Source organism: Shewanella fodinae (assembly GCF_014651955.1).
GTDB classification, from domain to species: domain Bacteria; phylum Pseudomonadota; class Gammaproteobacteria; order Enterobacterales; family Shewanellaceae; genus Shewanella; species Shewanella fodinae.
Genome location: NZ_BMXW01000002.1, coordinates 276,380 through 292,072, shown reverse-complemented (window position 1 = coordinate 292,072; position 15,693 = coordinate 276,380). Strand labels below are relative to the sequence as shown.

Annotated in this window: 12 protein-coding genes; 5 read left to right on the top strand and 7 right to left on the bottom strand. The window is 48.4% G+C overall.

All coding sequences use genetic code 11. The features are described 5' to 3' along the window. The first annotated feature begins 52 nt into the window (after positions 1–52). The 3 genes from IE064_RS03525 to IE064_RS03515 are packed head-to-tail and all read left to right on the top strand — an operon-like array spanning position 53 to position 1,785. Entirely contained in the window at positions 53–1,180 is a 1,128-nt protein-coding gene (locus IE064_RS03525; RefSeq protein ID WP_189616436.1) for a M14 family metallopeptidase, read from the top strand. 9 nt (positions 1,181–1,189) lie between these two features. Then, positions 1,190–1,507 (top strand): zinc ribbon domain-containing protein, encoded by a 318-nt coding sequence (locus IE064_RS03520; protein WP_189616434.1) that lies wholly within the window; start codon positions 1,190–1,192, stop codon positions 1,505–1,507. Next, on the top strand, positions 1,504–1,785 hold the full coding sequence (locus tag IE064_RS03515; RefSeq protein ID WP_189616432.1) for a DUF1315 family protein: 282 nt from the start codon (positions 1,504–1,506) through the stop codon (positions 1,783–1,785). The genes IE064_RS03520 and IE064_RS03515 overlap by 4 nt, the downstream gene beginning before the upstream one ends. 41 nt (positions 1,786–1,826) lie before the next feature. Here IE064_RS03515 and ansA read toward each other — a convergent pair whose 3' ends face one another. Together ansA and sppA are read right to left on the bottom strand one after the other, a co-directional pair. Further along, on the bottom strand, positions 1,827–2,840 hold the full coding sequence (gene ansA / locus IE064_RS03510; protein WP_189616431.1) for an asparaginase: 1,014 nt from the start codon (positions 2,838–2,840) through the stop codon (positions 1,827–1,829). A gap of 95 nt (positions 2,841–2,935) precedes the next feature. Continuing rightward, positions 2,936–4,789 carry a signal peptide peptidase SppA gene (gene sppA / locus IE064_RS03505; RefSeq protein ID WP_133039199.1) on the bottom strand — a complete coding sequence of 618 codons (1,854 nt, stop codon included), beginning with the start codon at positions 4,787–4,789 and terminating at the stop codon, positions 2,936–2,938. A 197-nt stretch (positions 4,790–4,986) separates the two neighbouring features. Here sppA and IE064_RS03500 point away from each other — a divergent pair, with 197 nt between their 5' ends. Beyond that, positions 4,987–6,990 (top strand): NADPH-dependent 2,4-dienoyl-CoA reductase, encoded by a 2,004-nt coding sequence (locus tag IE064_RS03500; RefSeq protein WP_189616429.1) that lies wholly within the window; start codon positions 4,987–4,989, stop codon positions 6,988–6,990. 57 nt (positions 6,991–7,047) lie between these two features. Here the strand turns inward: IE064_RS03500 and yfaE are convergent, their stop codons facing one another. From yfaE to ubiG, 5 genes are all read right to left on the bottom strand, one after another. Further along, entirely contained in the window at positions 7,048–7,389 is a 342-nt protein-coding gene (yfaE, locus tag IE064_RS03495; RefSeq protein WP_373295244.1) for a class I ribonucleotide reductase maintenance protein YfaE, read from the bottom strand. After that, positions 7,358–8,488, bottom strand: coding sequence for a class Ia ribonucleoside-diphosphate reductase subunit beta (gene nrdB, locus IE064_RS03490; protein WP_133039196.1), 1,131 nt, complete (start codon positions 8,486–8,488; stop codon positions 7,358–7,360). The genes yfaE and nrdB overlap by 32 nt, the downstream gene beginning before the upstream one ends. Before the next feature lie 44 nt (positions 8,489–8,532). After that, positions 8,533–10,818 (bottom strand): class 1a ribonucleoside-diphosphate reductase subunit alpha, encoded by a 2,286-nt coding sequence (nrdA, locus tag IE064_RS03485; protein WP_189616425.1) that lies wholly within the window; start codon positions 10,816–10,818, stop codon positions 8,533–8,535. Positions 10,819–11,198: 380 nt separating this feature from the next. After that, on the bottom strand, positions 11,199–11,882 hold the full coding sequence (locus tag IE064_RS03480) for an HAD family hydrolase (protein WP_189616423.1): 684 nt from the start codon (positions 11,880–11,882) through the stop codon (positions 11,199–11,201). Between the two features lie 4 nt (positions 11,883–11,886). Then, the gene (gene ubiG, locus IE064_RS03475; RefSeq protein ID WP_189616422.1) at positions 11,887–12,597 is read right to left on the bottom strand and encodes a bifunctional 2-polyprenyl-6-hydroxyphenol methylase/3-demethylubiquinol 3-O-methyltransferase UbiG; all 711 of its coding nucleotides are present in this window, start codon (positions 12,595–12,597) and stop codon (positions 11,887–11,889) included. A 323-nt stretch (positions 12,598–12,920) separates the two neighbouring features. Between ubiG and gyrA the strand changes: the two genes are divergently transcribed. Beyond that, a complete protein-coding gene (gene gyrA / locus IE064_RS03470) occupies positions 12,921–15,623 on the top strand; it encodes a DNA topoisomerase (ATP-hydrolyzing) subunit A (protein ID WP_189616420.1) in 2,703 nt (900 codons plus the stop codon). The last annotated feature ends 70 nt before the right edge of the window (positions 15,624–15,693 follow it).

Below are 15,693 nucleotides of genomic sequence, written 5' to 3'. Positions count from 1 at the left end.
TTTTTGGCTTACCGGTTACTTGTTTTTGCCGGTTGACAATCAAGGAATTTTTATGCGGATCAGTGCCAATTTTGATGGCGGCAATATTCAGGTGTTAAGCCTGGAACACAAAGATAATATCCAACTGGCAATACGTCAGGATGAAGGCGGCGAATTCTACCAATGGTTTAATTTCCGCTTCGAAGGTGAAGTGGGGAGTAGTTACACGCTCAACATTGTAAATGCTGGCAGTTCTTCTTATCCCAAGGGTTGGCAAAACTATCAGGCGGTGGCCAGTTATGATCGGCAGCATTGGTTTAGATTACCGACACAGTACCAAGACGGCACGCTGAGTATTGCTGTGGAACTGGACGCCGATGCTATTCAGATCGCTTATTTTGCACCATACAGTTACGAGCGACATCTGGATTTGCTAAGTGCGGTGCAGGTACACCCAAAAGTGTCACAGGAACATCTGGGGCTGACGCTCGATGGCCGTGATATGACGCTGATAAAAATAGGTGATGATAGCGATGAAAAACGCACGATTTGGATCACCGCACGTCAACATCCTGGTGAAACCATGGCTGAGTGGCTAGTAGAAGGGCTGCTGTACAAATTGCTAGACCCCGACGATCCGGTTGCAAAGCAATTGCTGGATAAAGCGAATTTTTATGTGGTGCCTAATATGAACCCTGACGGCAGTGTCCGGGGGCATCTGCGTACCAATGCCAAAGGTGTCAACCTCAATCGTGAGTGGCAAACGCCCTCTCTGGAAAACAGTCCTGAAGTCTATTATGTCGTCAATAAAATGCAGCAGACCGGTGTGGATCTGTTCTATGACATACATGGCGATGAAGGGCTGCCTTATGTGTTCCTGGCAGGTTGTGAAGGCATACCAGGCTGGAACAGTAAATTGCAATCACTGCAAAGCTCCTTTGAGAAAGCCCTGCAGTTGGTCAGCCCCGATTTTCAGACTGAGTTTGGTTACGGTAAAGACGAACCAGGCAAAGCCAACCTGACCATTGGCTCTAATTGGGTGGCGCAGACCTTTAATTGCTTATCCAACACCTTAGAAATGCCATTTAAAGACAACGACAACCTAGCCGATCCTATGGTGGGTTGGTCACCAGAACGTTGTATTCACCTTGGCGAAGCATCGTTAACTGCGATGTTGGCTGTTGTTGATCAATTGCGTTGAGGAATCGTGATGGCTCTGACAACGTGTCCCATATGTGATAAACGCCTCTCTGATAAAGCGAAAGTCTGTCCTCATTGTCAGACAGCGCTCGATAGCGATACCTCCTCGGCCAAACGGATTAGGCAGATAGAAAAGTCTACCCGATTGATGACTCACAGCTTCATCGCCATGACGATTTTCATTGCCGGCGTTGTCGTCTGGTTCTGGGGCGGAGAAGTTGCTAGCGGTCCCCGCGCGATTGTTGGTGGGGTTTTGTTTGCTTTCGGTTTTGTGGGGTATCTGATTACCCGAGTACGTATTGTTCTGAATAAACGGAAACAGCTATGACAGATCTGTTGAAAGTCATTGATGAGATGCCGCTTGCAGTCTATGAACGGCTAAAAAATGCCGCCGAAACCGGTAAGTGGGAAGATGGTAGTAGCTTGTCTGAAGAACAGCGCGACTCTACCTTGCAGGTGGTGATGTTGTTTCAGCAGCGCCGTCTGCAGCAGCAAGAACATTTCACTATTGGCAGCGATGGCAAGGTCATCGAGCTGTCGAAAGCTGAACTGAAAAAACGTTTCCGCGGCGATAACATTGCCCAATTCAAAGAAGACGAACTCTGATGTAGCAAAGGCCCCAAAGGGGCCTTTTTACTGGACAACTATTAATCGTTTGTCAGTTCGCCACAGAGATTTTGCTGCATCTTGTCGCGGATTTCGGCCACGGTAAGATTTTTCGAAAACAGATAATGCAGTTTTGCTAATGCCGCTTCTGTGGTCATATCGAAACCACTAATAAAGCCTGCTTCCGCCAACGCATTGCCAGTGGCATAACCGCCCATATTGACTCGCCCCTGACGGCATTGCGTCAGATTCACCAGCACAATACCGTTATCATTTGCTTGTTTCAGTGTCTGTAACAGCTCAGGGTTCTGCGGGGCATTGCCCACACCATAAGTTAACAAAATCAACGCCTTTACCGGTTGCTGCAGAATATTACGAAAGATCTCATTCGAGATCCCGGGATATAGCGTCACAATACCTATGGGCTGAGGATGAATATGGGTCACCTGCAATGGCTCACCAGTATAGTGGGCAATGGCGCCCGCTCGTAAACGGATTTTAATGCCCGCTTCCAGCAATAATGGAAAATTGGGCGAGGCAAAGGCATCAAAACCATCAGCATGGGCCTTGGTGGTGCGGTTACCACGGAACAATTTGTTGTTAAAAAACAGGCAAACTTCGGCCACCGGATAATTAGCGGCAATATACAGCGCATTGAGCAGATTGGTCTGGCCGTCAGAGCGCAGCTCTGATAACGGAATTTGTGAACCGGTGATGATGACTGGCTTCGACAAATTCTGCAGCATAAAAGAAAGCGCTGACGCGGTAAAAGCCATGGTGTCGGTGCCATGCAGGATCACAAAGCCATCATACTTATCGTAATTAGCTTCAATATCGTCAGCAATCATCTGCCAATGTGCGGGAGACATGTTGGAAGAATCAATCAGTGGCGAATACTCATGCAAAACAAACGCAGGCATCTCTTCGCGGAAGAACTCTGGCATGGAGTTAAGACATTCCGTCAGAAAGCCCGCTACCGGTACAAAGCCGTGTTCAGCTTTTTGCATACCGATGGTGCCGCCTGTATAAGCGATATAGATATTTTTTTTGGTCATCGGAGACAGCGATTGAGGGTACGTTAAAAATGAGAAGCAAATTATATCAATAAAAAAAAATAAAGCCCGGATAACCGGGCCTTATTGAAGTTTTTTCAATAACTGCAACTATCGCAGTAGAGGTACACGTTATTAGGATCGTCAAACGCCGCGAATTCCTCAGCAATAGAGGTCAGCTGTCCAAGCAACTGCTGTGCAGCACTACTGTGTGCAATTCCGTTCGGTACCCAAGCGGCAACATTGGATAGTAACTTCTGCATAAAGAGCTGTTCTGGCGTCAATTCTTTTTCAATTACCCGGGTATCATAATTGGATAATCCGGCTAATTCTGCGGCTTTGGCAATCGCGGCATCTTCATCGCCTAGGTCATCTACCAAACCCAACTCTTTGGCTTTAACGCCAGACCAAACACGGCCCTGCGCGATTTTATCGACCTGTTCCAGGGTCATATGGCGCTCTTTTGCTACCAGCGAGATAAAATCCAAATAGCCACGCTCGATATGGCGCTGGATCACCGCTTTAACACCATCCGACAAGGGGCGGGTCACCGACAGACTGGCCCACTCAGACGTGGCGACGCCGTCGGTATGGACTCCCAGTGCCGCTAGCGAATCCTCAAATGTGGTAAGCATGCCAAAAATGCCGATAGAACCCGTTAAGGTAGCCGGGTTAGCATAGATATAGTCAGCACTGGCAGAAATCCAGTAACCGCCAGAAGCTGCCAGACTGCTCATACTTACCACCACCGGTTTACCCGCGGCTTTCAGCGCCAGCACTTCCTGACGGATCTGTTCTGACGCAAAAGCACTGCCGCCAGGGCTGTCGACCCGTAATACCACAGCTTTAATCTTGTCATCAAAGCGGGCTTTGCGCAGCAATGCAGAGGTACTGTCACCCCCAATGGTACCCGTAGGTTGGTTACCATTAAGAATATTGCCCTTAGCCACAACAATACCGATGCCATCATGAGGAATGATGGTGGGTTGCGGTGCAACTAAGGTGGCATAATCGTAATAGTCGACCTGTTTAAAGCTATGTCCCTTGCTGGCTTTGCCAACCAACTTAATCATGGCCTGACGGAACTCATCATCGGTTGCCAGCTTATCAACCCATTTCATGTTAACTGCCATTACCGCTGACTGGCCATCAGCGGCATTGAGCGCCTGCAGGTAATGGGCAGAATCAAGGCCAAAATCTGCAGGCTTAACGCCACGATTCTTGGCGGCGGTGGTCGTGTAAATATTCCAGATATCACTTAACAAGGCACTGTTGGCTTCTTTGGCGGCATCCGACATATCATCACGAATAAAAGGTTCCACTGCGGATTTGTAAGTCCCAACCCGGAATACGTGGGTGTTAACTTTGAGTTTATCCAGTGCCGACTTGTAGAACTGGCGATAACTGCTGAGGCCTTCAACAGTAACCATACCTTGCGGATTCAGGTAAATGGTATCGGCATAAGTAGCAAGCAGATATTGGTACTGATTGTAATAATTGCCAATAGCGATAATCGGCTTACCACTTTTCTTAAAGTCTTCAAGATGACGGCCTACGGTTTGAAGTTTAGTAATTCCACCGGGAGCCAGATCCGCCAGATCCAATACCAGCGCTTTGATGCGTTTATCGTTGGCGGCACTGTCGATAGTATAAAGCACATCATTGAGCAACAACTCACCATTGGCATCGCGGTCTTGACGCTGTTTCATCAGCGCATCTAGCGGGTCAATCTCTTGTTTCTGATCGACCAGACGGCCTGCCAGATTGAGTACCAGCGCCGAACCATCATCTACCTTGACTTCGTCATTACTGAACAACGCTACCACGAACGCGATCAGTAACAAAAAAAACAGTGGGAAGAACACTAAGTTCAGCACCAACTTACGAATAAAATTGATGACATTCCATATCAATATCAACGTATTTTTGGTTGTCAGAGGTTTCGCGGACATAACCTTTCCTTATTCCTTCGAGTAGGGCAATGCTAACCGAATTTTGGCCCTTGAGCGAAATACATTTGTAAATGATCTTATACATCCACCTAGTTAAAACATGACGATAATGGCCGCTTGAGCTTGAGTCAGGCTCGGGTTATGCTGGATTAAAACACACGTTTAAATAGGGTATTTGAATGGCGGTGCAAAGGCGGATGCTGGAACCATTGGATCTTGGGTTTACTCGCTTGAAAAATCGGGTAGTCATGGGGTCAATGCATACCGGACTGGAGGAGGAGAAAGGCGGCTTTGACAAACTGGCCGCTTTTTATCGTGAGCGGGCGCTAGGCGGCGTTGGTTTGATTGTCACCGGCGGCATTTCACCCAACTTTCGCGGGCGGCTCACCCCCAATGCCACACAGCTGAGTTTCCCTTGGCAAGTGGGTAAACACCGGATAGTCACGCGGGCCGTCCATGATACTGGCAGTAAAATCTGTATGCAGCTACTGCATGCTGGGCGCTATGCTTATCATCCATTTTCCGTTGCACCTTCCAAACTGAAATCCCCCATCACCCCCTTTACCCCCAAGGCCATGTCCGCCCGGCAAGTGCGCAAGACTATCCGAGATTTCGGCAGTAGCGCCAGATTAGCGCAAAAGGCCGGATATGATGGTGTGGAAATCATGGGTTCAGAAGGCTATCTAATCAATCAGTTCATCTGCAGTCGCACCAACCACCGCACGGACGAATATGGCGGCAGCTTTGATAATCGCAGTCGCATTGCAATCGATATCGTTGAGGAGGTTCGCCGCCGCGTTGGTAGCGATTTTATCGTGATCTTTCGCTTATCCATGTTGGATTTGGTTGAGCAAGGCTCTAGCTGGGAAGAGGTGGTATTACTCGCAAAGCGGTTGGAAATGGCGGGAGTGACATTGATCAATACCGGCATTGGTTGGCATGAAGCCCGTATTCCAACCATTGCCACTAGCGTACCTCGGGCCGCATTCAGTTGGGTTACCGCTAAATTGCGACAAGAGGTGTCAATTCCGTTGATCGCCACTAACCGTATCAATATGCCCGCGGTTATTGAACAGATTTTAGACAGCGGTCAAGCCGATATGGTATCAATGGCGCGGCCATTGCTCGCAGATCCTGAGTTTGTTAACAAGGCAGCAGCAATGCAGGATGAGGCGATTAATACCTGTATTGGCTGTAATCAAGCTTGTCTTGATCACACATTCAAATTGCAGCGCGCCACTTGTTTGGTGAACCCTCGCGCTGCATATGAAAAAGAATTGAATTTTATAAAAGCTTATACGCCGAAAAAACTGGCGGTTGTCGGCGCCGGTCCTGCGGGAATGGCGTTTGCCGTGTATGCAGCGCAGCGTGGGCACCAAGTCACACTTTTTGAAGCCCGTAATGAAATTGGCGGCCAATTTAATCTGGCAAAAGAGATCCCTGGTAAAGAGGAATTTAGTGAAACCCTACGTTACTTTCGTTACCAATTCGCGCATCTGCAGGTCGAGCTTAAATTGAATACACCGGTTACGGCAGCGTTGTTGGCACAGCATGATTTTGATGAACTGGTACTCGCTGCTGGCGTCATTCCCAGACAGCTGCAGCTACCAGGATTTGATAGCCCTAACGTGATCAGTTATCAGCAGCTATTACGTGGAGAAGCCCGTGCCGGTAGCAAGGTGGCCATTATTGGCGCCGGTGGTATTGGCTTTGATGTGGCACAGTTTTTAGGTGAAGCCAAGTCGGCCACGCTAAATCCCGCCAGATGGTATCAGCGTTGGGGAATAGACACCGCCTATCAGCAGCGGGGGGGGCTGTTAACGGAAAAGGCAAGAGAAGCTCCACCACGGCAGTTGTGGTTGTTGCAGCGTAAACCAGGGACTCCGGGCAAAACACTGGGAAAGACTACTGGTTGGATCCATCGGGCCATGCTTAAGCTGCATGGGGTAGAAACGCTGTCAGGGGTGAGTTACCAGCGTTTTGATGATGAAGGCTTGCACATTGTGGTTGAGGGGAAAGAACGAGTGCTGCCGGTTGATACTGTAGTGGTCTGTGCGGGGCAAGAATCAAATCTGGCACTGCTGCCTGAATTGCAACAACTGGGTAAACCGCTGCACATCATCGGTGGGGCTAAACTCGCGGCAGAACTGGATGCCAAACGGGCGATCCGCGATGGTGCCGAGTTGGCAATGCGGATCTAGATAACGGAAACCTTCGCAGCAGTAGGGTCTTCCTCAAGGAAGACCCTACTGCTGGCTTTAAGCGTGCCGTTTTTCTCTCAGCAAGGGCATTTCTGCGCCGTTGCAGGACAATTCAAGATCCAGATCGTCATTTGGCACACAGCAACAGGGCAAACACTCGTCTGGTGCCAGTTCCGCTAGCGGTTCGATAAGGTAACGCACTGAACCGCTACGGATCTTAGTCCGACAGCAACCACAGTAACCACTGCGACACTCAGAGAATATTCTGACTTTTTTAGCTTCCAATACCTGCAGCAACGTCTGTGACTGTTGCTGCCAGTTCCACAGCAACAGCGGTTCGCCTTGCAGCAACACTATTGGTCGCTTTTTAAAGATCAAAGTCTGAGAACTCATTTTCATCCACGGCTGAATCAATCTGTCCTACCAGATAAGAGGACACTTCCACTTCCTGTGGCGCGACTTGAACAGCGTCACTTTCTAGCCAGTTTTTCATCCACGGCAATGGATTGCTGCGCTCTGGATAAGGTAACGGCAGGTTGACGGCTTTCATCCGCTGATTGGTAATATATTCCACATATTGGATGAGGATGGTTTCATTAAGCCCAATCATCGAGCCGTCTTTAAAGAGATACTTGGCCCAGTCTTTTTCCTGTTCAGCCGCTCGCAGAAATAGCTCATATGCTTGCTGATGGCATTCTTTGGCAATTTCCCCCATCTCTGCATCATCGCGCCCAGCTTGCATCAGATTGATGATGTGTTGGGTACCATTAAGGTGCAGCGCTTCATCACGAGCGATCAAGCGGATAATCTTGGCATTACCCTCCATGAGCTTGCGCTCAGCAAAGGCAAACGAACAGGCAAAGCTGACATAGAAACGAATTGCTTCCAGCGCATTGACAGACATCATGCACAAATACAGGGCTTTTTTAATGTCACGACTGGTCACAGAAAGTTGCTTACCGGCGATGGTAAACACGCCTTCACCATGCAGATGATACACTTGGGTCAGTTGGATCAGGTGGTCATAATAGTCTGCAATGTCAGTCGCTCGCTTGAGAATTTCCTGATTCACCACAATGTCTTCAAACACAACGGAAGGATCATTCACAATGTTGCGAATAATGTGGGTGTAAGAACGGCTGTGAATCGTCTCTGAAAAAGACCAGGTTTCAATCCAAGTTTCTAGCTCTGGCAATGACACCAGCGGCAGAAATGCCACGTTAGGTGAACGGCCTTGAATAGAGTCCAGCAGCGTCTGGTACTTCAGGTTAGACAGAAAAATGTGCTTTTCATGCTCCGGCAATTGCGCAAAATCAATCTTATCGCGAGAGACATCCACTTCTTCTGGGCGCCAGAAGAACGACAGCTGTTTTTCAATCAGTTTTTCAAACAGTTCGTATTTTTGTTGGTCATAACGAGCCACGTTTACCGCCTGACCGAAAAACATCGGTTCACGGGTGGCATCATTGGGTGTTTGACAGAAAATTGAATAAGCCATGTTTCATTCGTCCAAACAAAGGGGCCGACAGGCCCCGATTCACCTTAAATCTTACAAGCACCACCGGCGCAGCCGTCATCTTCTTTTTCAACACTGAGGTCATCGTGCCGATCAGAAGCACCATCACGGGTATTGTGATAGTACAGGGTTTTTACCCCAAGTTTGTAGGCGGTCAGCAAATCTTTGAGTAAGGTTTGCATTGGCACTTTGCCACTATCATATTTTGACGGATCGTAGTTGGTATTAGCCGAGATAGACTGATCGATAAATTTCTGCATGATGCCCACCAGTTGCAGATAGCCATCATTGCTAGGCATCTGCCATAACAACTCGTATTTATGTTTGAGCTTTTCGTAATCCGGTACCACTTGCTTCAATTGACCGTCTTTACTGGCCTTAACGCTGATCAAACCGCGAGGAGGTTCAATGCCATTGGTGGCATTGGAGATCTGCGATGAGGTTTCAGAGGGCATCAGCGCCGACAATGTAGAGTTACGCAAGCCATATTGCTTGATGTCAGCCCGCAGTTGTTCCCAGTCAAGATGCAAAGGTTCACTGCAAATTTTATCCAAATCACGCTTATAGGTATCAACGGGCAGAATACCCTGGGCATAGGTGGTTTCGTTAAACAGAGGGCAAGCGCCTTTCTCTTTTGCTAAAACCATAGAGGCCTTAAGCAAGTAGTACTGGAAAGCTTCAAAGGTACGATGGGTCAGGGCATTTGCACTACCATCAGAATATTTCACACCATGTTTGGCCAAGTAGTTAGCGAAGTTGATCACGCCAATCCCCAGCGTGCGCCGATTCATTGAGGCAGAGCGCGCAGCAGGAATAGGGTAGTCCTGATAATCCAGCAGGTTATCAAGAGCGCGAACCGCCAGATCCGCCAGCTTTTCCATCTCTTCAAGATTTTCGATAGCACCAAGATTCAGTGCTGATAAAGTACACAGCGCGATTTCACCGTTAGCGTCATTAACATCATTCAACGGTTTAGTTGGCAGCGCGATTTCCAGACATAGATTTGACTGCCGAACCGGCGCTACATGTGGATCAAAGGGACTATGGGTGTTGCAATGATCCACGTTCTGGATATAGATACGGCCAGTAGAGGCGCGCTCCTGCATCATCAATGAGAACAGCTCAACCGCACGTAAAGAGCGTTTACGGATAGTGTCATCCTGCTCATATTTAACATACAAGCGTTCAAATTCATCCTGATCAGCAAAGAATGCATCGTAGAGACCGGGAACATCGGATGGGCTGAACAAGGTGATATTTTCACCCTTGATCAAACGCTGGTACATCAGCTTGTTGATCTGGACTCCGTAATCCAAATGGCGGATACGGTTGTCTTCAACACCGCGGTTGTTTTTCAGCACCAGCAGTGATTCTACTTCCAAGTGCCACAATGGATAGAACAGGGTCGCGGCACCACCCCGTACGCCTCCTTGAGAACAGGATTTTACCGCGGTTTGGAAATGTTTGAAGAACGGAATGCAGCCAGTGTGGAAGGCTTCGCCACCGCGGATTGGACTGCCAAGTGCGCGAATGCGGCCGGCATTAATACCGATCCCTGCGCGCTGACTGACATATTTAACAATGGCAGATGAGGTGGCATTGATGGAATCTAAGCTGTCGCCACATTCGATAAGCACACAGGAGCTGAACTGGCGAGTCGGGGTACGGACGCCAGACATAATGGGGGTTGGCAGCGATATTTTAAAAGTGGAAACCGCATCGTAGAAATCTTTGATGTACTGCAGACGATTGTGACGCGGATAACCCGAAAACAGGCAAGCGGCTACCAGCATATAGAGAAACTGAGCACTTTCATAAACTTCATGGGTGACCCGGTTTTGTACCAGATATTTACCTTCCAGCTGTTTCACTGCGGCATAAGAGAAGGTCATATCGCGCCAATGGTCGATATAGCTATCCATCAAATCCAGCTCTTCTAGACTGTAATCTTCTAGGATATGACGGTCATATTTGCCCATTTCCACCAGCTTGCTGACATGCTCTGCAAGTTTGGGTGGTTCAAACTGGCCGAAAGCCTTTTTGCGTAAATGGAAGATGGCCAAACGCGCTGCTAGGAATTGATAATCAGGGGCATCAGGCGAGATCAAATCTGCTGCGGCTTTAATGATGGTTTCATGGATAATCTCGGTAGGAATACCATCGTAAAACTGCAGATGCGCTCGCAATTCAACTTCGGATACCGACACATTAGCCAAACCGTCGGCGGCCCAAGTGATCACACGATGGATCTTGTCGAGATCAATATTCTCTCTTTCGCCACTACGTTTGGTGACAGTCATATTGCTATTCATTGAAGATAGGCCCTGGTTTTATCATTAATGACGATGGCGCACACCATCAAAACGTCCTTTGTACAACAATCCATCGGCAACTGCTGAACGCTGTATTTAGAGATTCTGAGCAGTCTTTCACTGCCGCATTATGGTATTGCGACTAGTGGCTAGGATTGTTACCTACACACAATATGTGGTGTTTTTGTATTTACAGAGTAACAAGATAGTGAGGCTAGCAACGTTTTGCAAGTGACGATTCGGGGCATATGTTGTGGATATCTCCCCATTCGTTCCCTGACAGATGCGACAAACGCCGTCAATATAGGGATTTGCGACTTTTGTTTAAAATACCAGCAATCAGATTTAAGCAGCGCGATTGCTAAAATATGCAGCGATCGTTAACGATCTATTACGCTGTCTCCGGTAAGAATTGCCGTTAAGTGTGTAGGGTGTTGCAGCATCATATCGGCATGCCACAGTTGCGGGTTATCGTTGGTATTAATGTAGCCCCACAGCGCTGCCGCCGATGGCATATTGGCGGCTTTGGCGGCAATAATGTCGCGCTCGGCATCACCAACGTACAAGATATTATCTGGGTGGGTTTGCAATTGCTGCGCTGCCAGCAACATCGGTGCTGGGTGTGGTTTGCGAAAACGGGTGGTGTCAGCACTGATGACCGATTGCAGTTGATCTAGCAATCCGAGTCTTGATAACAGCGGTTTAGTAAATATCGCCGGCTTATTGGTGACTACGCCTATCGCAATACTATATGTCTTAGCAATGGATAAGAGCTCCGCAAGCCCATCAAACAGGGTTGCCTCCGTACCATTAATAAGTTGATAGTGTTGTAACATTACCTCTCTGAGTGACTCCAGTCGTGGCTCATCTGCATGGGGTACCGCCGCTCTCAGCATCGCCAGTGAGCCGTTCGATGCCTGAGCGCGTAGCGCTGCATAATCAACAGCGCTTTCTATGGCGTTTTGTGCCAATGTGGCATGTACCGCCGCGATCAGATCCGGCGCGGTATCGACTAACGTCCCATCAAGATCAAACAGTAATGCTGACACTGGGCTAGATCGCATGATGTTAGTCCACCCGCTGGCACGCAATCATGTAATTCACTTCCACGCTTGGGGTATAACTAAAGATACCGTTAAGCGGATTGTACTTGATACCTACGGCATCACGGCAGAGCAGGTCGGTATGCTCCACCATTGCTATCAGCTCAGACGGGCGCAGAAACTTACTGTGAACATGGGTGCCAACGGGTAACATTTTCAACAGATATTCGGCACCAACGATGGTTTGCACCCAAGACATCAGATTACGGTTAATGGTCGAGAAAAATACCCAGCCTTGTGGCTTTACCATGGCGCAACAGGCGTTAATAACGGATTGCGGTTCAGGCACATGCTCCAGCATTTCCATACAGGTTATCACGTCATAATAGGCGTGATGGCTAGCGGCATGCTCTTCGGCGGTCTGTTGTTGATAATTGACGGTAACCGCGGATTCCAGCGCATGTAACTTGGCTATTTCAAGAGGTTCATGCCCCATATCAAGACCAGTGACGTTAGCCCCTATTTTGGCCATGCTTTCTGAAAGAATGCCACCACCACAACCAACATCCAGTACCTGCTTCTGAAATATACCTCCAGCTTTCAAGTCGATGTAATTCAGTCGTAGTGGGTTAAGTTCATGCAGTGGTTTAAATTCACCTTGAGGATCCCACCAACCAGCAGCCATGTTTTCAAATTTGGCAATTTCTTGTGGATCGACGTTGGCATTTTCTTGCATGGCAATACCTTAAAAACGAGTAAGAAGACGCGCCATTATAACCACAGTTACACCGGCCGTGGGTACGTTGATTTGTGTGCGCTGATGGTTTTCCTAAAGCAGCATTCAACAACTGGTTATAAATTACTCAACTCAGTGGAATTTATGCAAATTTTGCTATTTTTGGGCGGTATTGCGAGAGGATGATGTAAATGTTGTGTGCAGACCGCTTTCAGGTCTTCCGAGGGCGGAGAACTGTGTTAGAATGCCCCATTACGTTAGTAGGGCTCGACAATGACATGGAACAAAAGTTGTCAGCTTAATATAAGGGGATCGAGCAGTTTATGACTGATCAGGCTTTATCCATTTCGCCAATCAACATTGAAGACGAACTAAGAAATTCCTACCTTGATTATGCCATGAGTGTAATCGTGGGCCGGGCCTTGCCAGACGTTCGAGACGGTTTGAAACCGGTTCATCGTCGCGTGCTATTTGCGATGAACGAGCTGAAAAACGACTGGAACAAACCTTATAAAAAGTCCGCCCGTGTGGTCGGTGACGTTATCGGTAAATATCACCCCCATGGTGACAGCGCGGTATACGACACTATCGTACGTATGGCGCAACCATTCTCACTGCGTTATACCTTGGTTGATGGTCAGGGTAACTTCGGCTCCATCGATGGTGATGCCGCGGCAGCGATGCGTTACACAGAAATTCGTATGCAGCGTTTGGCTCATCATCTGCTGGCCGATCTCGACAAAGAAACCGTCGATTTCGTGCCCAACTACGATGGTACTGAACAGATCCCAGAAGTATTGCCAACCCGTATTCCTAACCTGTTGGTCAATGGCTCCTCAGGTATCGCGGTGGGGATGGCCACCAATATTCCACCCCATAATCTGACTGAAGTCGTTAATGCGTGTTTGGCATTAATTGTTAATCCGGATCTTTCGATAGAAGAACTGATTGAATGCATCCCTGGCCCTGACTTCCCAACCGCAGCCATTATCAATGGACGAAAAGGGATTGAAGAAGCCTACCGTACTGGTCGTGGCAAAGTCATTATGCGCGCCCGTGCTAACTTCGAAACTGAAGATAACGGTCGTGAACGCATTATCGTGACCGAAATCCCTTATCAGGTGAATAAAGCTCGCCTGATCGAAAAAATTGCCGAGCTGGTGAAAGACAAAAAGATTGAAGGGATTAGTGGACTGCGTGACGAATCCGATAAGGATGGGATGCGGATCGTTATCGAAGTCAAGCGCGGTGAAGTCGGGGAAGTGATACTGAACAATCTGTATGCCCAGACGCAGATGCAGTGTTCTTTCGGTATCAATATGGTGGCTTTAGTAAATGGCCAGCCAAAACTGTTTAATATCAAGGAGATGCTGGAAGCTTTTATCCTGCATCGCCGTGAAGTGGTTACCCGCCGTACCGTATTTGAACTGCGTAAAGCCCGCGAGCGCGCCCATATTCTGGAAGCATTAGCGGTTGCACTAGCGAACATTGATCCCATCATTGAACTGATCAAAAACTCTCCTAGCCCAAGCGATGCTAAACAACGCCTGACCGAACAGGGATGGGCTTTGGGCAATGTACAGGCCATGCTAGAGAAAGCCGGAGATGATGCTGCACGCCCAGAATGGCTGGAGCCACAGTTCGGTATCCATGAAGGGCTGTATTTCCTGACCGAACAGCAAGCTCAAGCTATTTTGGATCTGCGTTTACAGAAACTGACTGGGCTAGAACACGAAAAAATCCTTCAGGAATACGAAGAACTGCTGCAGACCATCGCGGGGTTGCTGCATATTCTGCATAGTTCCGAACGTCTGATGGAAGTGATCAAAGAAGAGCTGGAAGAGGTATTAACCCAATTCGGTGATGCGCGCCGTACCGAAATTAATGAATCTGCCGCTGATATCAGCCTGGAAGATTTGATTAACGAAGAAGATGTGGTGGTTACCCTGTCACATCTAGGCTACGCCAAGTATCAACCGTTAACCGACTATCAAGCTCAGCGCCGCGGTGGTAAGGGGAAAGCCGCCACCAGGGTGAAAGATGAGGACTTTGTCGAAAAACTGTTGATTGCCAACACCCACGACACCATTTTGTGCTTCTCTGACTTTGGTAAATTGTATTGGTTGAAGGTTTATCAATTACCATTGGCCAGCCGTCAGGCCAGAGGTCGCCCGATTGTGAACTTGTTACCGCTGGAAGGTGAAGAACGTATCACCGCTATTCTGCCGGTGCGGGAATACGAAGAGGGTAAATATATTATTATGGCCACTTCCAACGGCACGGTGAAGAAAACAGCGCTAACCGAATACAGTCGCCCACGCAGTAACGGCATTATCGCGGTGAACCTCAAAGAAGGCGACCAGCTGATTGGTGTCGACATTACGGATGGCAACAACGAAATCATGTTGTTCTCTGATGCTGGCAAGGTTGTACGCTTTAAAGAAGCAGAAGAGTCACCGATAACTGACGAAGATGGTAATCCAGTATTGGATGAAAACGGCGAAGTGCAGATTAGCTTCAAAGGCGTGCGGCCGATGGGACGTACTGCCACTGGGGTTCGCGGTATTGCGCTGGAAGCTGGGCAGAAAGTCGTTTCATTGATCGTGCCTCACAGCGATGACGCTATTCTTACCGTTACCGCCAATGGTTTTGGAAAACGCACTGCGTTAGATGAGTATCCGGCGAAGAGTCGCGCTACCAAAGGGGTGGTTTCAATTAAAGTCACCGATCGTAACGGCCCGGTAGTGGGGGCGGTACAAGCGGCAGAAAATGATGAAATCATGCTGATCAGCGATAAAGGTACACTGGTGAGAACTCCCGTGTCTGGGGTGTCATTGATCGGCCGAAATACCCAGGGCGTGACCATTATCCGTACCGCTGAAGACGAAACAGTGGTCGGACTGCAGCGCATTGACGAAATTCAGTCTGAGGACGATGATATCCCTGAAGATACCGATGCCGAAGGCATTACCGACGCACCGGAGCTTGAAGGCGACACCGCCGAGGATGAAGATACCGCAGAATAATCTGTGAAAGTTGAAAACGGGCGTCCTCAGTGACGCTCGTTTTGTCTCTATGCTTTTTATGGCCCAAGGA